At 61.0% G+C, this 17,003-nt stretch carries 16 protein-coding genes; 4 read left to right on the top strand and 12 right to left on the bottom strand.

All coding sequences use genetic code 11. From position 1 onward, the window contains the following. Nucleotides 1–446: 446 nt before the first annotated feature. The gene (locus JMA46_RS07140; RefSeq protein ID WP_207344649.1) at nucleotides 447–689 is read right to left on the bottom strand and encodes a hypothetical protein; all 243 of its coding nucleotides are present in this window, start codon (nucleotides 687–689) and stop codon (nucleotides 447–449) included. Nucleotides 690–745: 56 nt separating this feature from the next. Between JMA46_RS07140 and JMA46_RS07135 the strand changes: the two genes are divergently transcribed. Beyond that, nucleotides 746–1,123, top strand: coding sequence for a hypothetical protein (locus JMA46_RS07135; RefSeq protein ID WP_207344648.1), 378 nt, complete (start codon nucleotides 746–748; stop codon nucleotides 1,121–1,123). A gap of 76 nt (nucleotides 1,124–1,199) precedes the next feature. Here the strand turns inward: JMA46_RS07135 and JMA46_RS07130 are convergent, their stop codons facing one another. The 5 genes from JMA46_RS07130 to JMA46_RS07110 all read right to left on the bottom strand — a co-directional run bounded on the left by JMA46_RS07130 (nucleotide 1,200) and on the right by JMA46_RS07110 (nucleotide 7,679). After that, nucleotides 1,200–3,614 carry a DEAD/DEAH box helicase family protein gene (locus JMA46_RS07130; RefSeq protein ID WP_348770084.1) on the bottom strand — a complete coding sequence of 805 codons (2,415 nt, stop codon included), beginning with the start codon at nucleotides 3,612–3,614 and terminating at the stop codon, nucleotides 1,200–1,202. Nucleotides 3,615–3,962: 348 nt separating this feature from the next. Then, nucleotides 3,963–5,594: an NAD(P)/FAD-dependent oxidoreductase gene (locus JMA46_RS07125; protein WP_207344647.1), complete on the bottom strand. Its 1,632-nt coding sequence runs from the start codon at nucleotides 5,592–5,594 to the stop codon at nucleotides 3,963–3,965. Between the two features lie 56 nt (nucleotides 5,595–5,650). Then, complete coding sequence (locus JMA46_RS07120) at nucleotides 5,651–5,965, bottom strand: hypothetical protein (RefSeq protein WP_207344646.1); 315 nt, start codon at nucleotides 5,963–5,965, stop codon at nucleotides 5,651–5,653. A 70-nt stretch (nucleotides 5,966–6,035) separates the two neighbouring features. Beyond that, on the bottom strand, nucleotides 6,036–6,737 hold the full coding sequence (locus tag JMA46_RS07115) for a type 1 glutamine amidotransferase domain-containing protein (RefSeq protein WP_207344645.1): 702 nt from the start codon (nucleotides 6,735–6,737) through the stop codon (nucleotides 6,036–6,038). A gap of 72 nt (nucleotides 6,738–6,809) precedes the next feature. Then, nucleotides 6,810–7,679, bottom strand: coding sequence for an aldo/keto reductase (locus JMA46_RS07110; RefSeq protein WP_207344644.1), 870 nt, complete (start codon nucleotides 7,677–7,679; stop codon nucleotides 6,810–6,812). A 453-nt stretch (nucleotides 7,680–8,132) separates the two neighbouring features. Here JMA46_RS07110 and JMA46_RS07105 point away from each other — a divergent pair, with 453 nt between their 5' ends. Next, nucleotides 8,133–8,891, top strand: a complete 759-nt coding sequence (locus JMA46_RS07105; protein ID WP_207344643.1) for a pentapeptide repeat-containing protein — start codon at nucleotides 8,133–8,135, stop codon at nucleotides 8,889–8,891. 21 nt (nucleotides 8,892–8,912) lie between these two features. Here the strand turns inward: JMA46_RS07105 and JMA46_RS07100 are convergent, their stop codons facing one another. Continuing rightward, complete coding sequence (locus tag JMA46_RS07100; RefSeq protein ID WP_207344642.1) at nucleotides 8,913–9,254, bottom strand: MerR family transcriptional regulator; 342 nt, start codon at nucleotides 9,252–9,254, stop codon at nucleotides 8,913–8,915. Nucleotides 9,255–9,446: 192 nt separating this feature from the next. Here JMA46_RS07100 and JMA46_RS07095 point away from each other — a divergent pair, with 192 nt between their 5' ends. Then, the gene (locus tag JMA46_RS07095; protein WP_207344641.1) at nucleotides 9,447–9,818 is read left to right on the top strand and encodes a hypothetical protein; all 372 of its coding nucleotides are present in this window, start codon (nucleotides 9,447–9,449) and stop codon (nucleotides 9,816–9,818) included. Between the two features lie 32 nt (nucleotides 9,819–9,850). On the opposite strand, the gene JMA46_RS07090 is transcribed toward JMA46_RS07095, so the two are convergent. Further along, nucleotides 9,851–11,743 carry a glycogen debranching N-terminal domain-containing protein gene (locus tag JMA46_RS07090; protein WP_207344640.1) on the bottom strand — a complete coding sequence of 631 codons (1,893 nt, stop codon included), beginning with the start codon at nucleotides 11,741–11,743 and terminating at the stop codon, nucleotides 9,851–9,853. 219 nt (nucleotides 11,744–11,962) lie between these two features. On the opposite strand from JMA46_RS07090, the gene JMA46_RS07085 reads away from it, so the two are divergent. Beyond that, nucleotides 11,963–13,540, top strand: coding sequence for a DUF4389 domain-containing protein (locus JMA46_RS07085; RefSeq protein WP_247647118.1), 1,578 nt, complete (start codon nucleotides 11,963–11,965; stop codon nucleotides 13,538–13,540). Between the two features lie 32 nt (nucleotides 13,541–13,572). Here JMA46_RS07085 and JMA46_RS07080 read toward each other — a convergent pair whose 3' ends face one another. The 4 genes from JMA46_RS07080 to JMA46_RS07065 form a co-directional block, all read right to left on the bottom strand. Continuing rightward, nucleotides 13,573–14,814 (bottom strand): Dyp-type peroxidase, encoded by a 1,242-nt coding sequence (locus JMA46_RS07080; RefSeq protein WP_207344639.1) that lies wholly within the window; start codon nucleotides 14,812–14,814, stop codon nucleotides 13,573–13,575. A gap of 18 nt (nucleotides 14,815–14,832) precedes the next feature. Beyond that, nucleotides 14,833–15,438: a copper chaperone PCu(A)C gene (locus JMA46_RS07075; RefSeq protein ID WP_207344638.1), complete on the bottom strand. Its 606-nt coding sequence runs from the start codon at nucleotides 15,436–15,438 to the stop codon at nucleotides 14,833–14,835. A gap of 77 nt (nucleotides 15,439–15,515) precedes the next feature. Beyond that, nucleotides 15,516–16,163 carry a copper resistance CopC family protein gene (locus JMA46_RS07070; RefSeq protein WP_207344637.1) on the bottom strand — a complete coding sequence of 216 codons (648 nt, stop codon included), beginning with the start codon at nucleotides 16,161–16,163 and terminating at the stop codon, nucleotides 15,516–15,518. Nucleotides 16,164–16,243: 80 nt separating this feature from the next. Continuing rightward, on the bottom strand, nucleotides 16,244–16,897 hold the full coding sequence (locus JMA46_RS07065; RefSeq protein WP_207344636.1) for a hypothetical protein: 654 nt from the start codon (nucleotides 16,895–16,897) through the stop codon (nucleotides 16,244–16,246). Nucleotides 16,898–17,003 lie beyond the last annotated feature (106 nt).

The following is a 17,003-nucleotide window of genomic DNA, read 5'->3' as shown; positions in this document are numbered from 1 at the left end:
GGCGACTGGAACTACACCCTCGCCCCGCACGCCACTGCGTAACAATCCCACGCTGATGGATCAGCGTCCTTAACACAGTCCTGGCCGGACATAAACCAAAATTACAAGTTATTACATCGCGAACCCTAAGGCGAGAGTATGTCCTGAAGGTTGGAACCTGGTGTTGGCGATCATTGGCGGGACAAAGGCATCATAGTGCTCGCCAGATAGGATCCCCAGCGCCATGCTCTGGCGAAAGGCATCGGCGTTCCCCTCCCACGTCAATGTCTCGTAGTTCCCGGAAGGAAAGACGTGTGCTGGCTCATGTACGAGCGTCGGTTCTTCTAGGGTAAGGGGGCCGAGATTACCGTCATCTTGTGTGGACTGCCGCATGGGGACCTAACTGTCAGAATCGGGGTATCTTTGTTACATTTATACGTCTATCTGTAAGAATTTGCCAATAATTCTTACAGATAACTGCGTAGTGCCTCATTAGTCCCGCCCAAAAGGACTTTGGCCTGTTGGGCGAGGAAAGCGTCGGCGAGATGAGGCGCGATGGCGGGTCCGCCGTCGTCGTTCCTGGTATCCATGACCAACTTCTCGTTCGCAAGTGTGCCGGCGTCCGTATACAGGCGCGTGCCGTGGAATTCGAAAACGGTATGGTCGGCGAAGGTGATGTCATCACTGGCGTTGAGGGGTACCTTAGCCAAACCCCTCGGGAGACACCACCACGGTGACGGATCCGGCATCGGGCATCACCATCAGCATGACTGAGGGAATGAACGGGCTGGGAGGGGCCTGCGCACCGGGGCAGGCTGGTCTGGACGAATCGATGACGCTGTGGGAGGAGCCGGTGCCGGGCATGCATCTGGCGTCGACGCCCATTGGCGAGCGCACGCCCATCCTGGAAGTAGAGCACGAGGGGATCTACTCCAGCTATTCGGTCAACATGACCGGTGCCAAGCCGGAGTGCGGCATGTACGCGAACCTGTTCCAATGGCCAGGTGTTGGTACGGTTCGGATCGGTGCAAAGGTCAGCGCCATGGAGTTGATGCGCAGCGGTATTGAGCCGTCGGACTATCTGGAGTCGGAGCTGCACCGGGACATCTCGCGCGTGCTGCTCTCATTCACGGCCGCGGGGTAGAGGGCGCCGCCCGCCAAGTTCGGCGTGTGGCGCAGCGTGACGGCGAGAGAGATGCCGTTGGTTGCAGACAGTCCGCTCACATCCTCCGTGGGTCGGGGAACCCGAGCGAGACGTAACCGGGCGCTCGCTTGGCCAGGGACGATGCCAAGACGGGAGTGAGCTCGTCGTGATAGTCATGGACTGTTGCTTGAGTTTTGCCGGGAAACGGTCTGGTTATGCGCCCTGCGTATTGGACCAGGCGTCCCTTGAACGAGATGGGTGCAGCAAGAAACAGCGTGTCCAGCTTGGGCGCGTCAAAACCTTCGCCAATAAACGATCCGGTGCCCAGCACCAGCAGCGGTTTGTCCGGGTCGGCGGCGGCGATCAGTTCCACCGCGGCGCGGGTCTCGGCCTTTTTCATGCCACCGGAAAGGACCACCGGTGTCAAGCCTGCATCGACAAACCGGACTCGGACTCGTTCCAAGTGGGCCTTCCATGTGGTGAGCAGAAGGATGCGTGAGTTGGCCGCATGGGCCGCCAAGACGTCGTCGTAAATCTGCTGCAGGCGGGCCTCATCGGACACCAGGTCCCTGTAGATTTCCGAGATGCCGCCGGGCACGCTGGGATCGGCCTCATCCGTATAAACATACTTGGTGCGGTGCACCTTCAGCGCCAAGGTGGGGGCGGGGAGCTCGCGCTCATGGCGCGGCAGCTGCTGGGCCGGCGTCGCCGTGATCGTGTGCACCACGTCGCCGAGCTGGTGGTACATCAATGCATCAAGTTTGTCGCGCCGGTAAGGCGTTGCCGTCAGCCCGAGCCAGTGCTTTGCAGGCATCTGGTTCATCACATGGCTGAACGCCGCGGCGGGAACATGATGGCACTCATCCGCAATCACAAAACCATAGCCCTCCGTCAGTTCGGCCACGTTGTCGCGGCGGGCAAGGGTGGGCAGAAGTGCGACGTCGATTCTTCCGGTGGTCTTGGACCTGCCACCGCCGATCTGTCCGGGTTTCTCTCCTATCAGCTCGTGGATCCGCTTCCGCCATTGGTCCGCCAGCGCCTTACGGTCGACCAGCACCAGCGTGGACACTCCGTGGTGGGCCATGGCCGCACAGGCGATGACCGTCTTGCCGGCACCGGGGGGTGCGACGAGGATGCCCTGCTCGATGTTTTCGATGGCGTCCATGGCCTGCTGCTGCTCAGGGCGGAGGACACCAAGGAACTTAAGGTCCTGTGCGTTGCCGGGCGTTCTCCGGTCATCCAGGCGCAGGGTGCTGCCGGCCGACTCCACCAGATTCTGGAGCAAGGGCAGCAGACCCCGCGGGATGATGAGGTCTCCTTCGAGGGTCTCGTCGTAAAAGTGCAGGTAGCGGGGGATGTTCCAGGTGGAGCGGCGCTGCCGCTGCCGGTCATAGAATTCGGGATTGGCCATGGACGCCGCGTGCTTGATGGCAGAGATCATGGCCGGGCCGAGGTCCGTGGAGCGGATGGTCAAGCGGGACGCGAATGTTGCCTGTACGACCATGGCCGGGCGGGGAACAATTTTAGAGGCGCGCGGCAATTCAAGTCGGCGCACCTCGTTGCCCAAGCGGACTGAAGGCAGGCGGCGGATGTGCCCATACACGGCCGACGGCGTGAGCCTGTCCAAGCTGGACAGGTAGGCCCATTGGTCTTCAAAAGGCTCGAGGGTGGTGGTGTCCAGAAACAGGGTTGTCCCGTCGTTGTTCCGCCGCTTTCCGTTCAGCGGGGCGGCGATCAAGTTCCCCATGCCCTTTCCGGTGTGTACATCTTGGGAGGGGAACAGCCGGTCGTAGCTGGACAGGCTCATGCTGCCACGCAGGCCCATGGCCTCGTGAATGAGACCTGTGCCCAGCTGGCGGGCCGTTGCGGCGGAAATGGCTTCCGTGAAGAAGATCCAGACGTGGGCGCCACGGCCCGACTGGGAAATTTCGAGGGCGGCGGGAATTCCGCGGAACCGGGCAGCCTTGACGTAGGCCAGGGCATCCATCATTGCTGCGTTTCCGTCAAAATCCGCTGCTATCCACCAGCAGGTGTCCTTTTCGGTGAGCGGGTACAGGCCGATGTGCTTGGTGCCCCTCAGATGGTCGGCGACGGCGGCGGAGGTGAGTTTCAGGAAGGCGACACTGTCCCGCGGTGTTCCCTTGCGCCAGCCACCCGCGACGGCCGGCACCCACCCCGAGCGGCCATCCTTCGTGTTTTCCCAGCGGGTGGCATACACGTCATTGCGGCAGCGAAACAGATTTTCAAAGAACAGGACCTTGGTCTCCGGTGCAGAATGCATGGTCACCGGGCCGTCCGGCATGGTGGCGGCGAAGACTGGTTGGTCGGCCTGGGCGGCCGCTGCTTGTTCCTCGCTCAGTTCCAGGAGTTTGCGAAGCCGGGCGTTGTCCAGCCGCAACACTGCCAGCTCACGGGCCAGCGCAGGGTCCCGGTCAGCGTTGAGGCCAGGCAACGGATCCTGCTCCGGCAACTCAGAAGTGTTGTCAGTCACAACACCATTCTGTCGTGACAAGGCAGGGAAAGCTGAATCCTGTCACTGGCGTCCGGTTGGCTCCCTATAGCGGGCGGTCGTGTTCGCTGAGGACACTGCTGCCACCGTGCCACCAGGTCCCACACGCAGGACATTCAATCTTCCAGTCGTCTGAACCGGGTCTCGCGATCATCCGCCCAATGTCTTTAGGCTCTGAAGTGGCCAGCGGGAGTCCGGCCAACGGCCCTACGAATGCTGACCGGGCATCGTAAGCGCACCGGGTGTCCAAGGAAAACAGTGATGAACTGTGAAACAGCTAGAAACATGGCCAGTGGCAACCTCGCGGGCCATCTTTGACGAAGATGCTTTTCAGGTGAGCAGTTTACGCAGGCCAATGCCGTAGCCCACTCGTGCAACAACAGTTCCAAGGGGTCTGAGCCAGCATGGCAGCCACGCCGGCCGGAGGCTCTGGCGCCATACGACCACGACCTCAGAGCCATCTTGCTCGATGCTGGCCTCGACTTCACCTGCTACCGGACCAAATTTCGAAACTCTTAGACGTCCTGGATTTCCCTCACTAGGTTCTTCGGCTCGACGGACCACCATGCGGTCTGCCATTTTCACTGGCCCAAAGGACGTGAGGCCGACAAATTCCAGACCATCGCTCATCCGGCTTTGTGCTGGCGTCACTGCGGTGAAGGGAATGGCTCTGGTGTGGTTCTCCAGATCGGTCAGCTTATCCCAAACATCCTTGGCATCGCCGATACACCGAATCCTTAGGGTGAACGTATCGTTGAAGGACTCACGCGTATTGGCCGTTCCTCTTGTGCCGCCCAGTGCATGGGCGGCTGCATCTCCACTGGCCAATGCGCCCTGAATGCTGGATTCCGCAGTGTCACCGGCAATTATCACTCCAGCGATCCCACTCACTAGCGGACGTTGCCCGGGCTCGATGGAGGGCAAAGCATCGGGAATGTCGTGGCGCACCAGCAATCTCCAATCGGGATCATGGATGCCCATGATGCTGGCGGCTTGGGCCATGACTTCGCTGTCATCTAAATCGTGCGCACCCACGACGGTTGCTTGGACCAGATGACGCCCGGCAGGGGCATACGACGGGCACACATTGGAGATCACCGAAGTATGGGTCAGCCGGGAATCTCCTCGAACATCAAGGTAGAGGAAAGGCAACTTACTGGGACGATGTGGAGCATCGAACCACCACGTGGTGAGGGAATTCATGGTTGGCTCTGGCTGTCCAGTGAGCCGGGCACTAACCTTCGGGCCGGTGGCCACCACCACCCGGTCCGCCATCAGCTCTTCACCGGAGCTGCAGATGACTCTCACTTGGCCATTTTGGCTGATGAGGGATTTTACGGGCGTTGAGAATCTGATGTGTTCCAGGACCGGCTCGGCCATCTGATGTGCCACTGCCGACATTCCTTGCGCCGGCAACGACGGGATTCCCTTGGCGAAATACCAGACCAATGTTCGTCCCAAGGAAGCCACGGTTTTTAGATCCCGGTCTGCCACCACACCCGAAAAGAATTTTTCGATGACCTTGCGAAAGGACACTGAGAAGCCAGCGTCGTTGATGGCTTGCTGCAGTGACAGCGATTCGCTGCTTGCAAAGCGGTTCCAACGGACTAACGCAGAAATGTCGCCTAGCTTGACCGTGCCGCCGAATAACCCTCTCAGGTATGCGGGGTGCCGGAAGGGATCCGCCAATATCCGCAGACCAGACTCATCCCGAACTGCGACACCACGTCCTGATGCATGTAGATCCAAGTCCTTGAGGTTCAGCGCCCTCCGAGCGTCCGGGTAGCCAGGATTTATTAGCTGAAACCCTCGGTCGCACCGAAATCCGTTCACCAGCTCGGTATCGACGCGGCCACCAACTCTTTGTGAGGCTTCCAATACTGTGACGTCGTGCTCTTGTTCGGAGGCTAGGCGTGCGGCACGCAGCCCCGCTAGTCCCGCACCAATCACAATTACTTTCACGGCAATTTCCTACTCCGGTCAGGAATCATCCTCTTATTTCATGCAGTTACCAGAGCTTAGCCTTGATCCACCAATGGGGGTCTGTGGACGACCGGCATTTTCACCATGAGATCGCCCTTCTCGGGGGAGTGTGGCTTACAGTAGACCAATTTCTCACTAACAAAGAGGGTATTTTGCAGATGCGAGTTTCTCACCTGGCGGTGTCGGGCCGTCTTAGCAACGTTGTCATTGAGTTCGTCCGCGATGGCGTCCAGCTGAATGGCCAGTGAACTCAGAGCGGCATCGATAAATTCAGGCGCATGGAACAGAATTCCGCACTTGTGAATCAGGTCCACGCGGTTAAACCCGGAGTCGACGCCGCGTCCGCGCATGGGTCTGATGTACTGCTTTTGCCTTGCCCGAGGACGAGTCCAGCGCAGCCGGACCCGTCCCAGACGAATGCTACTTCTGGAGTGCCTTGATAACTTCCTTGGCGACGTCTTCGCTGGACTGGGGGTTTTGTCCGGTGATGAGGTTGCCGTCGCGGACCACATGCGAGCTCCAGGCCGCCGCGTTTTCGACGATGGCGCCCTTGTCCGTCAGGGCGTCCTCGACGAACCAAGGAGTGTTGGGCCCGGTACCACCATTGAGTTCTTCCTCATTGGTGAATACTGTCAGGCGGCGCCCCTCGAAGGCGAACTTGCCGTCGTCGTCCACAGCGCTGAGCAAAGCGGCCGGACCGTGGCAGAACGGGGCAATGATCTTACCGGCGGTGTTGGCTGCGACCAGCAGTCGACCCAAATTCGCGTCCTTGTAGAGATCGGTCATGGGTCCGTGTCCACCGGGCATGACAACGCCGTCGTAGGTTTCGACACTCACGTCAGCCAGCACCAGCGGCGCGCTCAGCTCAGCGTCTATCGAAGCGATGTAGTCGCGGAAACCGTCTGCCCTTTCCTTGCCCCCTGCCGAATCGTCCGTGAGGCTCACCTGGTCCACCGTGGGCTTCGCGCCTCCGGGAGTTGCAATGTGAACCGTGTGGCCGGCGTCGAGCAGGGTCTTGTGAGAAACCACAAGCTCCTCCGCCCAGTATCCGGTGGGGTGCTCGCTGCCGTCCCTCATGGTGAGGGAATCGGCTGCGGAAACGACCATCAGTATGTTAGCCATGTGCGTGCTCCTGTTCGGCCAGGCCTTTTGGGCCAGCGGATGTTGTCGTGTGGTTGTCGGAGTGGAAAACGGTCAGCGCGCCGCTTCGAGTTCCGCGTAAGTGTCGTCGTCGAGTACCACGGCCGCCGCACCCAGATTCTCTTCGAGGTGTTTCACGGAGCCCGTGCCGGGAATGGGCATCATGACCGGCGAACGGCGCAACAGCCACGCCAAGGCCACCTGCGAGGTTGTGGCACCGAGCCGCTTCGCAGCCTCATCCAGGGGTCCGCCGGGCTGTGCCAGCTCACCAGCGGAGATCGGCGCCCAAGGGATGAAGCCGATACCGTTCTGCTCGGCGTATTTCAGGACGTCCTCGGAACTGCGGTCCGTGAGGTTGTAGCGGTTCTGCACGGTGGAGACGGTGAAGTACTTTCCGGCTTCCTCGAGCTCGGCCACGCTGACCTGTGACAGACCCAGCGCCTTGACCTTGCCTTCTTTCTGCAGGTCACGCAGGACCGAGAATTGCTCTTCCATATCCACCTTGGGATCGATCCGGTGCAGCTGCAGCAGATCTAAGGAATCCACCTTGAGCTTGCGGAGGCTCAGCTCGGTCTGCTGCCGCAGGTATTCGGCTCGGCCCACCGGAACCCACACGTCGGGTCCTGTGCGGGTGAAGCCGACCTTGGTGGCGATCTTCAGGCCATCCTTGTACGGGTGCAACGCCTCGGCCAGGATCTCTTCGCTGACGTTGGGCCCATACGAATCAGCGGTGTCAATGAAGTCGACCCCGAGTTCTACTGCGCGGCGTACGACGGCGATCGCGTCACCTCGATCCGCAGGCTCACCCCAGACGCCGTCCCCGACGATGCGCATTGCACCGAACCCTAGACGATGGACCCTTCCCAGATCCTTCAGATCGATGGTGGTTGATACTTCAAGATGCTGTGAGTTGTCATGGTTCATAGGGTCGACAACCTCCTAAGCCTCCCGCGTATTCCCTTGCTAAAGCATCCTGGAAATCGCGACTCGTTTATATTTGTGGTGTAGTAGTGGGCATCCCCAGCTATTCTCTCAATGCGCAGCAACTGCTCCACAGAATCAGAACCTGCTTTTAAGGCGTTGAAAGGAACTTTGCGGACGATCATGGTGCATGATGCTGCTATGACAGATGACGGGCAGCGTCCATGGCGACTGCGGCACCGAAGGGGGTGGTGAGGAATGGGAGCCATGGTATTTGCTCTGAAGACTGCTGGGTTGGCTCAAGCCAGCACTGATGTCAGACCTGGATGGGTAATTTCCGCCGGTGCCTTAGTCGCCATCATCGCTGTTCTTGTTCTTCTAGCCAGGCACCAGCGGAAGCGGAAAGGGCAGGCACTCGGTGGGGACGCGCCTGCGTCTGACGTGGAGGCAAAGTGGATGTCCCGTTACACGAGGGCCATCAAGCAGCTCGGTGATGTTTCTCCCGTGATCAGACTCGGCGGGATCAAGGCGCTGGAGCGTATTGCCCAAGATTCTGAGCGCGACCGGCAAACCATTCTGGACGTCCTATGGGCATATCTGCGTTCTGAGTCACCGCTCAAGAGGAGCAGTGGAGTAGCCGCAGGGGAAATGAAAAGTGATACTGCCGCGGCGGCAGTTGCCGCCGGCCGCATCACCCACCTTTCTCGCCCAACAAAGCTGACGCTTCTTCCCGGCCTGAACCTCAGCGGCGCCATACTCGACGGCGCGGATCTCACCGACGCGTCGTTCGACGGCGCAAACCTCACCGGTGCATCCTTCGACGGCGCGAACCTTGATGGCGCATCTTTCAGCGCTGCGAATCTCAACCATGCGTACCTCAATGACGCAAACCTCAACCTCGCCAATCTCACCGGCGCAAACCTCAGTGGCGGGGACCTGATCGGCGCAGACCTTAGCGCGGCGGACCTCACCAGGGCAAACCTCGCCGGCGCGCGTCTTCTCGACGCGAACCTGACCCACGCCAACCTCACCGGTGCGATACTCACGGGGACAAGACTCACCCGTACAAATCTCTCCGGTGCCTATGTTCTGGAGAAGACAGGGGACAAACCGATGGAAGTGCCCGTAAGCAGGAAATACTTGAAGGACAAAGGTGCGAAAGGCATCCAGACCGTCAAGGGGCTGCCGGGCGAGGAAAACACCGACGCCCGTTAGCCCTTGATCAGACTTGCTGACTTAAATCGGGAGCACTTCGTTGCCGCCGGCCGGAGCCTGTCTTGCCGTTCCGGGCCGTGAGAGCTTGTGTGTGATTTTTTCTTTGAGCGCGGTGTTTTCTTTTTCCAGGGCCAGGACCATGCGGATGCCGGAGATGTTGAGCCCCTGGGTGAGGAGTGCAGAGATCCTGCGCAGGGTCACGAGATCGTTCTCGCTGTATCGGCGCGTTCCTCCGTCGGTACGACCAGGTTCCAACAGTCCCTTGCGTTCGTACAGGCGAAGGTTTTGCTGGCCGGTGCCCACCAGCTCTGCCGCAACGGAGATCGCGTATACCCCATGCGCCTGTGTATCTTGGATCGCCATGTCCAGTCACTTCCCTTGGTCTGCAGATGTTGACGGACTCTGAGTCTGGTCTTCAAAGTCTCAGATTCCTGTAAATGTCTCTTGCAACATTCTCGCAGACGTGTTATAAAAAATCTATGTCAGCCACAACAGTTATTGGTTTGGATCAATAAGTCACCACCGACGAAACCAACTATCAGGAGGCATGGCCAAATGAATGCATGGCGTCGCTACGACACACCCCTCTTGCCAGCGTTCCACGAACGCTTCGAACAGCGCTGGGGTGAAGGAACAGCCCCGTTCCTGGACCCGGAACTCCACGAACTTCCCATGCCCAGAGCCCAGTGGATCAACCCAGACACTGGCGCCGCACTCGCCGTCGTGCCCGTATGGACCGATGACGACACCCACCGTTCCTTTGCCGTGTTCTACCTCCCGCCAGCAGGGGACATCTGGCTCCTGCGCCCGGGGATAACGGATTACGTCGAAACCCAACAAGGCGAACACGTCACTCTGCGCAACGACGCCTTCAAAAAAGCCGTTGATCACGCTAAAGCCTTCATCTACGGCGACGAGGACCACTAACCACCCATTAAAAGCCTGGGAGGGAACGCTTTTCATGGGCTGGGGAGCAGCCCGAGCGCTTGCGCCATGGGGATGGCTGAGGCGGCAGCCCAAGCCTGGGGGTGGCACGAAGCAGGGTAGGGGACTGGAGGCCAGACCTGATCGGCTCCCTGTCCGGAGAAGAGCTCTGGCAAGCGCCAGTCAAAACCCCTAGCGGCGGCCAGCAGCCCGTCAGCGAGGATCCGGGCTTCGGCTGAGTATCCGTCGGCGACCATTCCGCTGAGTATCAGGGCCGTGTCATGGGTCCAGACAGCGCCACCGTGGTAGCGGGTTGGCCAGTAGCTTGCGTTGGTGCTGGAGATGGTGCGGATTCCGTATCCCGAGAACAGGGTGGGGCCCATGAGACGGCTGACCACTGTGGCAGTTTCAGCTGGATTGAGGATTCCGGTGCCCAAGAGGTGACCCATGTTGCTTGCCACTGCGTCGACGGGCTTCTTGTCCGCATCGAGCGCGATGGCGGGGTAGGGGCCGTCTTCGTCCATGCACCAGAAGCTGGCGCGGAAGCTGTCGGCCATGTTCTTGGCATAGTTCCGCCAGTGCTGCGGGGTTGAAGCAGTCTGGTCTTCGACGGGAGCAAATGCCTCGAGCAATTCTGCGCCGGCTATTGCCGCGGCGTAGGCGTAGCCTTGAACTTCGCAGAGGGCGATGGGGCCCTGCGCCAATCGTCCGTCATGCCAGCGGATTGAATCAGCGCTGTCTTTCCAGCCTTGGTTCGCCAGTCCGTGCCCGGTCGTGTCCAGGTATTCCAGGAAACCATCCCCGTCTGAATCACCATGGTTATGCAACCAGGCCAGCGCTCGCTCCAAGTGTGGCAGGAGCGCCTTCACCTCTTTTTCGGGAAGGCCGGAGCGCCAAGCATCGCGCAAAAGGATGATCCACAGTGGTGTTGCATCCACGGTTCCGAAGTAGTCCGGTGGAAGGCAGACGCTGCCATCCGCCGTCACTTTGGTCGTTGCTCTGCGCACCTCATGCAGGATCTTCCCGGGTTGCTCGGCGGACTCGGCGTCAATGGATTCTCCCTGGCGTTGTGCCAGCGCGCGGAGTGTTCCACCGGCAATTGTCGTGTCAATGGGTAGCAGCATGCGGGCAGCGATGATTGAGTCACGGCCAAACATGGTAAAAAACCAAGGCGCCCCTGCGGCCAGAAAAGAGTCTGACGGAGAGAGCCTGTCGGTCATTCGCAGCCCATTCAGATCGCCCACTGCCCGGTGCAAGAGCTGCTGCATGGAAGGATCGGCCACTGACGGTATCTTGAGAGGCTTCGCGGTGGAGCCAACCATTGGGGCGTCGGCATCATGAGCTGTGACCGCCCAGCCAAAGGAGGCAGCCCCGCCCGCGGGCACTGTCACGTTCCAGATTGCGGTAACCACTGGGGTCTCGGCATTTACTTGAGGCGATCCGTCAAAGGACAGCACCAAGTGGGTGTCGTCGTCGCGCCACTTCCATCCTGCAATGTCCGTGGTGACAGGCTCAGTTGAGCTTTTCCCCACCTTGATGTCTGCCAGCGCAGTGTTGTCTGCAACGAGGCGAAGCTCGATGTTGAACTCTGTAGCTTCAGCCAGTGCTGATCGGAGTTCAAAGGTTTCTGACAATCTTCCCCCGGCGGCTGATCTTGTCCGCTGCAATGACACGAGGGGGTCTGACGCGGCCGGATCCATCCGAATGAAACTCAAGTATGCCGCGGCGCTTCCATCCAGCGGCTGGGTGGAGACCCAGTCGGGTTCGTCGCCGTTCACGCTGATGACCGCCTGACGGATAATCCGTTCGTCGGAACAGTAGATTCCTTGTGCCCCAAGCCCCAGAATCTGTCCTGTTGGTTCAGACCAGGCTTGGATTGGTGCGGCAACAACGCAAGAGAGATTGTGTATATACGGCTGGTGCAGCATCGTGTGTGAACCTTCCCGGCAGTTATGCCGCCGTTTTATTGGCCGCGCAGTTGCCCTTAACCCCAACAGGTCCAGCCGTGCGGCGCAACACTTCAGCTAAACCTTGGTCAGCCCCGCACTCCCTAGCGGCATTGCGACTGACAGTGGGAGTGACCTTAGCCTCTAACCGTGGGTCAACGGTTGTGAGAGTCTGGCAGCCTACGAAGGGGGAGTATTGATATGACGGTCAATCCAATGGTCGACGGCGGGGCGCCTCGCCCAAGCTCTGGTCGCAGGGGAATCGCGGGCGCAGTTGTCGCCTTGGTGCTGGGTGTCCTGTTCGCGCTGGTGGGTGTGGGAGGGATTATCGGCGGTGCTGCCTCGGCCGCGGTCCTGTCCCAAGAGGGTTCAGAGGGCTACCTCAACTCGCCGGTGCGTGAATTTTCCGCGCCCTCCTATGCGCTGACTACGCCACCCGCACGGGTCGGCGTCGATCAGCTTCCCTTCGATCTGGGCAGTCTTCGCATAGCTGCCGAGTCAACGGCACCCGGCGGGGAGATCTTCATCGGCATTGGGGCAAAGTCCGACGTCGACCGTTATCTCTCCGGCGTCCACACCACCGAAATTACCCGCGTGGAAGCGTTGCCTTTCCGGGTCGGGTACCGGGACGTGCCAGGACAAACCGTGCCCAGCCCGCCTTCCGGGCAAACCTTCTGGGCAGTCTCCTCGTCCGGGCCGGGCATACAGCACGTCACCATGGACCTGCGCAGCGGCGACTGGGTTCTGGTGATCATGAACGCCGACGCCGGTGCCGGAGTCACAGCCGAGGTTCAGGCCGCGGTCCGTTCCACACTGTTCGGAGCACTTGGCCCCGGCCTGTGGATCGGCGGGATTGTCATCCTGGTTATCGGTGCGGGACTGATTACCCTCGGCGCCATTCTGATCGGCAGGCGTTCGTCTGCCCATGGATCCGGTGGCATCAACCACCCCAACCACTCCGGCTACACCGACCACACTATTCAGTCGGTCCATGCGCCGCAGTCGGCCCCATCGGCTCAGCCACTCCAATCCGCCGAGCCGGCAACGGGGAAGAACTATCCTGCACGGCTTTCCGGGCACCTCGATCCTGACGTGTCGCGCGGGCTGTGGCTCGTCAAATGGCTACTGGCCATACCCCATTTCATCATCTTGTTCTTCCTCTGGATCGCCGTTGTCATCACCACGATCATCTCCGGCTTCGCCATCCTGTTCACCGGCCGCTACCCGCGCCCGCTCTTCGACTTCGCCGTGGGCGTGCTGCGCTGGAACTGGCGGGTGACGTTCTACGCATACTCCGCGCTGGCCACCGACAAATACCCGCCCTTCACCCTGGACTCCTCCGACTACCCCGCGGACTTCAACGTCGACTACCCGGACAGGCTCTCCCACGGGCTTGTTCTGGTCAAAGGGTGGCTGCTGGCCATTCCCCACCTGATGATCGTCGCTGTGTTCACCGGCGCCGCGTGGTCCTCGTGGGACAGCACCGAGAATTGGTCATCGGATTACGGGCGCAATGCCGGTTTGTCCCTGCTGGGCCTTTTGGTTCTCATAGCCGCCGTCATCCTTCTGTTCACCGGACGGTACCAGCGCCCGCTGTTCAACCTGATTATGGGGATCAACCGGTGGATCTACCGCGTCGCCACCTACACCCTCCTGCTGCGGGATGAATACCCGCCCTTCAGGCTGGATCAGGGGCCGGACGACCCGGCCGCAGCAAAGACTCCCGCCGTCACAACCTCCCTCCCACCAGATGCGGCACCGGAGCCACCGCAGGACTAGCCCCCGCGGTGGTCCTCAACAGGATGCGCCCATCAGCTGCCGGTGAACAGCCCGTCGCCGACGAACCCGCCCGGCTGGCAGCCGGGCGGGATGGCGAACACTGCTGAGCCAATGGGCATTGTCCATGTGTTGAGCAGGTCCAGCTCGTCCAGCCGTTGCTGGATCGGCACGAACTGCTTGTCCACGTCGGCCTGGTAAGACGCGAAAATCAGCCCGGATTCGGAGACACTTCCCCCACTGGGGGCGGCGTCGTAGTTGTAGGCGCGGCGGAAGATCCGTTGGGACTCGTCATCGGGCCGGGAGCGGCGCATATGGGAGAAATCTGCGATTACAGGAAAGCCATGCGGATTCAAGGCCTTGAAATCAGGTTCGTCATGTTCCTGCACCCCCGTCAGCGGTGCACCGTTGCCCAGCTTTCGCCCCACCGATTCCTCCCGCCCCGACCTGTCCAGCTCGTCCCACGTGTCCAGATCCATTCGAATCCGGCGGATCACCAACGACGTCCCGTTCTCAGTCCACGACGGAATCGCGCCATCCCCCCAAACCACCTTCTCGTACGGCTCCCCGCCCGGAACCGCATTCGACGTCCCGTCCACCTGCCCAAACAGATTGCGCATGGTGGTGCCGGACGCCTCCGTCCCGTGCGCGCGGCGGAACCCGGACTGGACCCACTTCACGGCAGCAAAACTCCGGCAGTCCTTCAGCAACATGCGCTGCGCATGGGCCACGGTCACCGGATCGTCGGAGCAGATCTGCAGCAGCAAATCGCCTCCGCTGAACTCCGGCACCAGCTTGTCGATGCTGAAATCAGGCAGTGGCTTGAGCCAGCCCGGCGCCTGCTGCGGCGCAACGATGTGGACAAGCCGCGGCCCAAAGCCAAACGTCACCGTCAGCCGCGCCGGATGCACCGCCAGTTCAGCCTCCGTGTCAGCCAGCGCCGCCTTCCCCTGTGTGAGCCGCGCTGCATCGTCGCTGAGCAGCTTCAACAGTGACCGCACCCGCTCCCGAGTGGTCGCAGGATGAAGATCCAACGCGACAAAAACACCGTGCGCTTGCGGCGCCGTGCCAATGCCGGCCTGGCGCGCACCATAAAACGGCACCTTTCCCGAGCCATGCTGAACCTGCGCCGCGGGCTGCACGGCAGCCTTCTCCGCGCCATTGACCACTTGAAGCCCGACGGCGGCCACGGCGCCCAGTCCTGCTGCCGCACCACCAAAGAGCAGATGCCGGCGCTGCAGCCCGCCGCCGTCGTGCTTCACAACTTTCCCCTTCACCGTGCCGCCCTCCTTCAGCTATTTGGACTGAGTCGGGGAGGCCGGGTGCGACGCTTCGCCGGAAGGGTCCATCGCGCCGTGGCCGTCATCTGTGCCGTGCGAGCCCTCATAGTTCTCATTGGCCCCGCTGAAGTCCTTGGCCGGAGCGGTGAAGGAGAGACGTCCGCCGTCGGAGGTGTGCAGCTCGAACGTGATGTCATCTCCGGCTGCGAGGGGGCTTTTCAGTCCCATCAGCATGATGTGGCTTGCCCCGGGCTCGAGCACGAATTCGCCCTTGGCGGGGATGACGAAGCCGCCGTCCTTGGCGCGCATTTGCAGGGTTCCGTCAGAACCTGGCACGGTCTCATGCAGTTCCACTGTGGCGGCGGCAGGAGAGGTGGCGCCCACAACCGTGATGTCGTGGTCGGTGGTGTTGCTGAGAATGCCGAAAGCGCCGGTCATTCCGTCTTTGGAGGCTTTCACCCACGGCTCGCCGACAACCAGCGCCGAGGCGCCGTGACTGGCTGAGGCGTCTTGGCTGACGGACGACGGCGTTCCCTGGGTTTCGGCTGTGCCGCAGGCTGAGAGCGCCAAAGAGGTCGCGACGAGGACGGGCAGCAGGGGGTAAATGAACTTTTTGGACATGATAAGACTCCTGATGACTGGTGTCCGGACGGGCATCGGTGTGGTCCCGGCCCGGAAAGAACTATGTTTTGGTGGTGTTACTTTGTGGTGCTGCGTGGGCGCTGGAATCGCTGGATGGTGAGGTAGCCGAGGTACCCGCTCAGCCCAATGGCAGAGCCGATCATCGCTACCAGCCAGACGGGGAGCCCGGCCTTGGATGGTGCAGGCAGTGATGGTGAATCGCCTGCGTACTCGGTGCCTGCATCGGATCCCGCAGCGGGCGTAGACCCGGCCGCAGGTGTCCCGGGCGCGGGGACGGTTCCAGCTGTGGCAGTTGACCCCACAAGAAAGGGGTAGCTGCCGCTGATCGGGTGCCCGTCGCCGGAAACGACCCGCCAGCGCACCCGGTATTCGCCATCCGGCATGTCGGGGGAGAGCGGTTGGGTGAGTTTTTCGCCGCACAGCACCGCATCCCCCTGGCTCCAGTTCTTTGATAGGGCATCGACAACGAGGATCTCGTGGCCAAGGCTCAGCAACGGGGCGCTGAAGGAGAGCTCAATGTGGGACGGGCCAGCGGCTAGGCGCTGCTCTGGTTGGGGGTTGGTCGAAATGATCTGGTCGTGGGCTGCCGCGATGGTAGCTGTGCCCAGGGAATACCCCAGGGACAACAACAAGACGGCCAGCAGGGCTGCTGCCCAACTTCCAGGATTTCGCCATGAGATTGATTGCAAGTAAATTCCTGCCATGGCTGCTTCCCGCCCTGCCACCGTTCCGTATGGATGACTGTGCAGTGTGATTGCAGGGCTGTGCTGGTGTTGGAAAAGCGCTAAGCGCTAGTGGACACAACAGCACACAGCGGCGGTCCGCGGTGGCGCATGGCAAGCAGCGGAACGCCCAGGCTTGTCAGGACACGGACGGGCCAGTGGGAAGGGAGGGACGGTGTGCGCGGCCGGACCGGCAACGAGGCCAACGCGGGCAGGAATCTGACTAAGCGAAGCCGCAGCGCCTGCAGCAGCCGCACCCCAGCCTGCTCGCCACGGTGCAGTGCCGCAATGGTAAAGAGTGCTGCGATGGCGTGGCAAAGAAGCATCAACGGGGAGTTATGGTCCATGTCCTGGGCCATGCCGGAGGGCGCGGAACCAACGGCCATGAGCGTCATGGACGTCATGTCGTGACCCAGATGCCCGGCCTGGGTGCCCGCGGTGGTTGTTACCACATAGGCGCCGGACAAACTGGCGCCGGCACTGAACAACCAATGAAACAAGCCTTGGCTCAAGATGACGGCCGTAGACATTCTCCACAGGGACAAGACACGTCCGGCCAGCAGCGAACAGATCAGTCCTGACAGCGCCAGGGAGAGGAGGAAAACGGGCAGCCCGGGAACTTCTCCGCCGGCAAGCACATGCGAGAGCGCGGCAGCAAAGGTGGCTGCGGCCGCTCCGGCCCAACCACGCGCAAGACGAACGCCGCGGGCAGACATTCTGCGCTTCCCCCTTTGCCCGAGTAAAGGCCCAGTATTCCATAGTTCTACGCAACGTAGAAATGTTGCTGGTTGCAGCCCCTGGAAAGCGTTACATCAAGCTGGT

This window comes from Arthrobacter sp. E3 (genome assembly GCF_017353415.1).
GTDB lineage: Bacteria > Actinomycetota > Actinomycetes > Actinomycetales > Micrococcaceae > Specibacter.
The sequence above is the reverse complement of the archived record's forward strand: the minus strand, read 5'-3'. Positions and strand labels throughout refer to the sequence as shown.

Excerpts from the sequence above, each read along its gene's own strand:
- JMA46_RS07065 (WP_207344636.1), bottom strand. The coding sequence starts at position 16,897 with ATGTCTGCCCGCGGCGTTCGTCTTGCGCGTGGTTGGGCCGGAGCGGCC.
- JMA46_RS07095 (WP_207344641.1), top strand. The coding sequence starts at position 9,447 with ATGAATGCATGGCGTCGCTACGACACACCCCTCTTGCCAGCGTTCCAC.
- JMA46_RS07100 (WP_207344642.1), bottom strand. The coding sequence starts at position 9,254 with ATGGCGATCCAAGATACACAGGCGCATGGGGTATACGCGATCTCCGTT.
- JMA46_RS07075 (WP_207344638.1), bottom strand. The coding sequence starts at position 15,438 with ATGTCCAAAAAGTTCATTTACCCCCTGCTGCCCGTCCTCGTCGCGACC.
- JMA46_RS07085 (WP_247647118.1), top strand. The coding sequence starts at position 11,963 with ATGACGGTCAATCCAATGGTCGACGGCGGGGCGCCTCGCCCAAGCTCT.
- JMA46_RS07110 (WP_207344644.1), bottom strand. The coding sequence starts at position 7,679 with ATGAACCATGACAACTCACAGCATCTTGAAGTATCAACCACCATCGAT.
- JMA46_RS07070 (WP_207344637.1), bottom strand. The coding sequence starts at position 16,163 with ATGGCAGGAATTTACTTGCAATCAATCTCATGGCGAAATCCTGGAAGT.
- JMA46_RS07120 (WP_207344646.1), bottom strand. The coding sequence starts at position 5,965 with ATGCGCGGACGCGGCGTCGACTCCGGGTTTAACCGCGTGGACCTGATT.
- JMA46_RS07105 (WP_207344643.1), top strand. The coding sequence starts at position 8,133 with ATGTCCCGTTACACGAGGGCCATCAAGCAGCTCGGTGATGTTTCTCCC.
- JMA46_RS07135 (WP_207344648.1), top strand. The coding sequence starts at position 746 with ATGACTGAGGGAATGAACGGGCTGGGAGGGGCCTGCGCACCGGGGCAG.
- JMA46_RS07115 (WP_207344645.1), bottom strand. The coding sequence starts at position 6,737 with ATGGCTAACATACTGATGGTCGTTTCCGCAGCCGATTCCCTCACCATG.
- JMA46_RS07090 (WP_207344640.1), bottom strand. The coding sequence starts at position 11,743 with ATGCTGCACCAGCCGTATATACACAATCTCTCTTGCGTTGTTGCCGCA.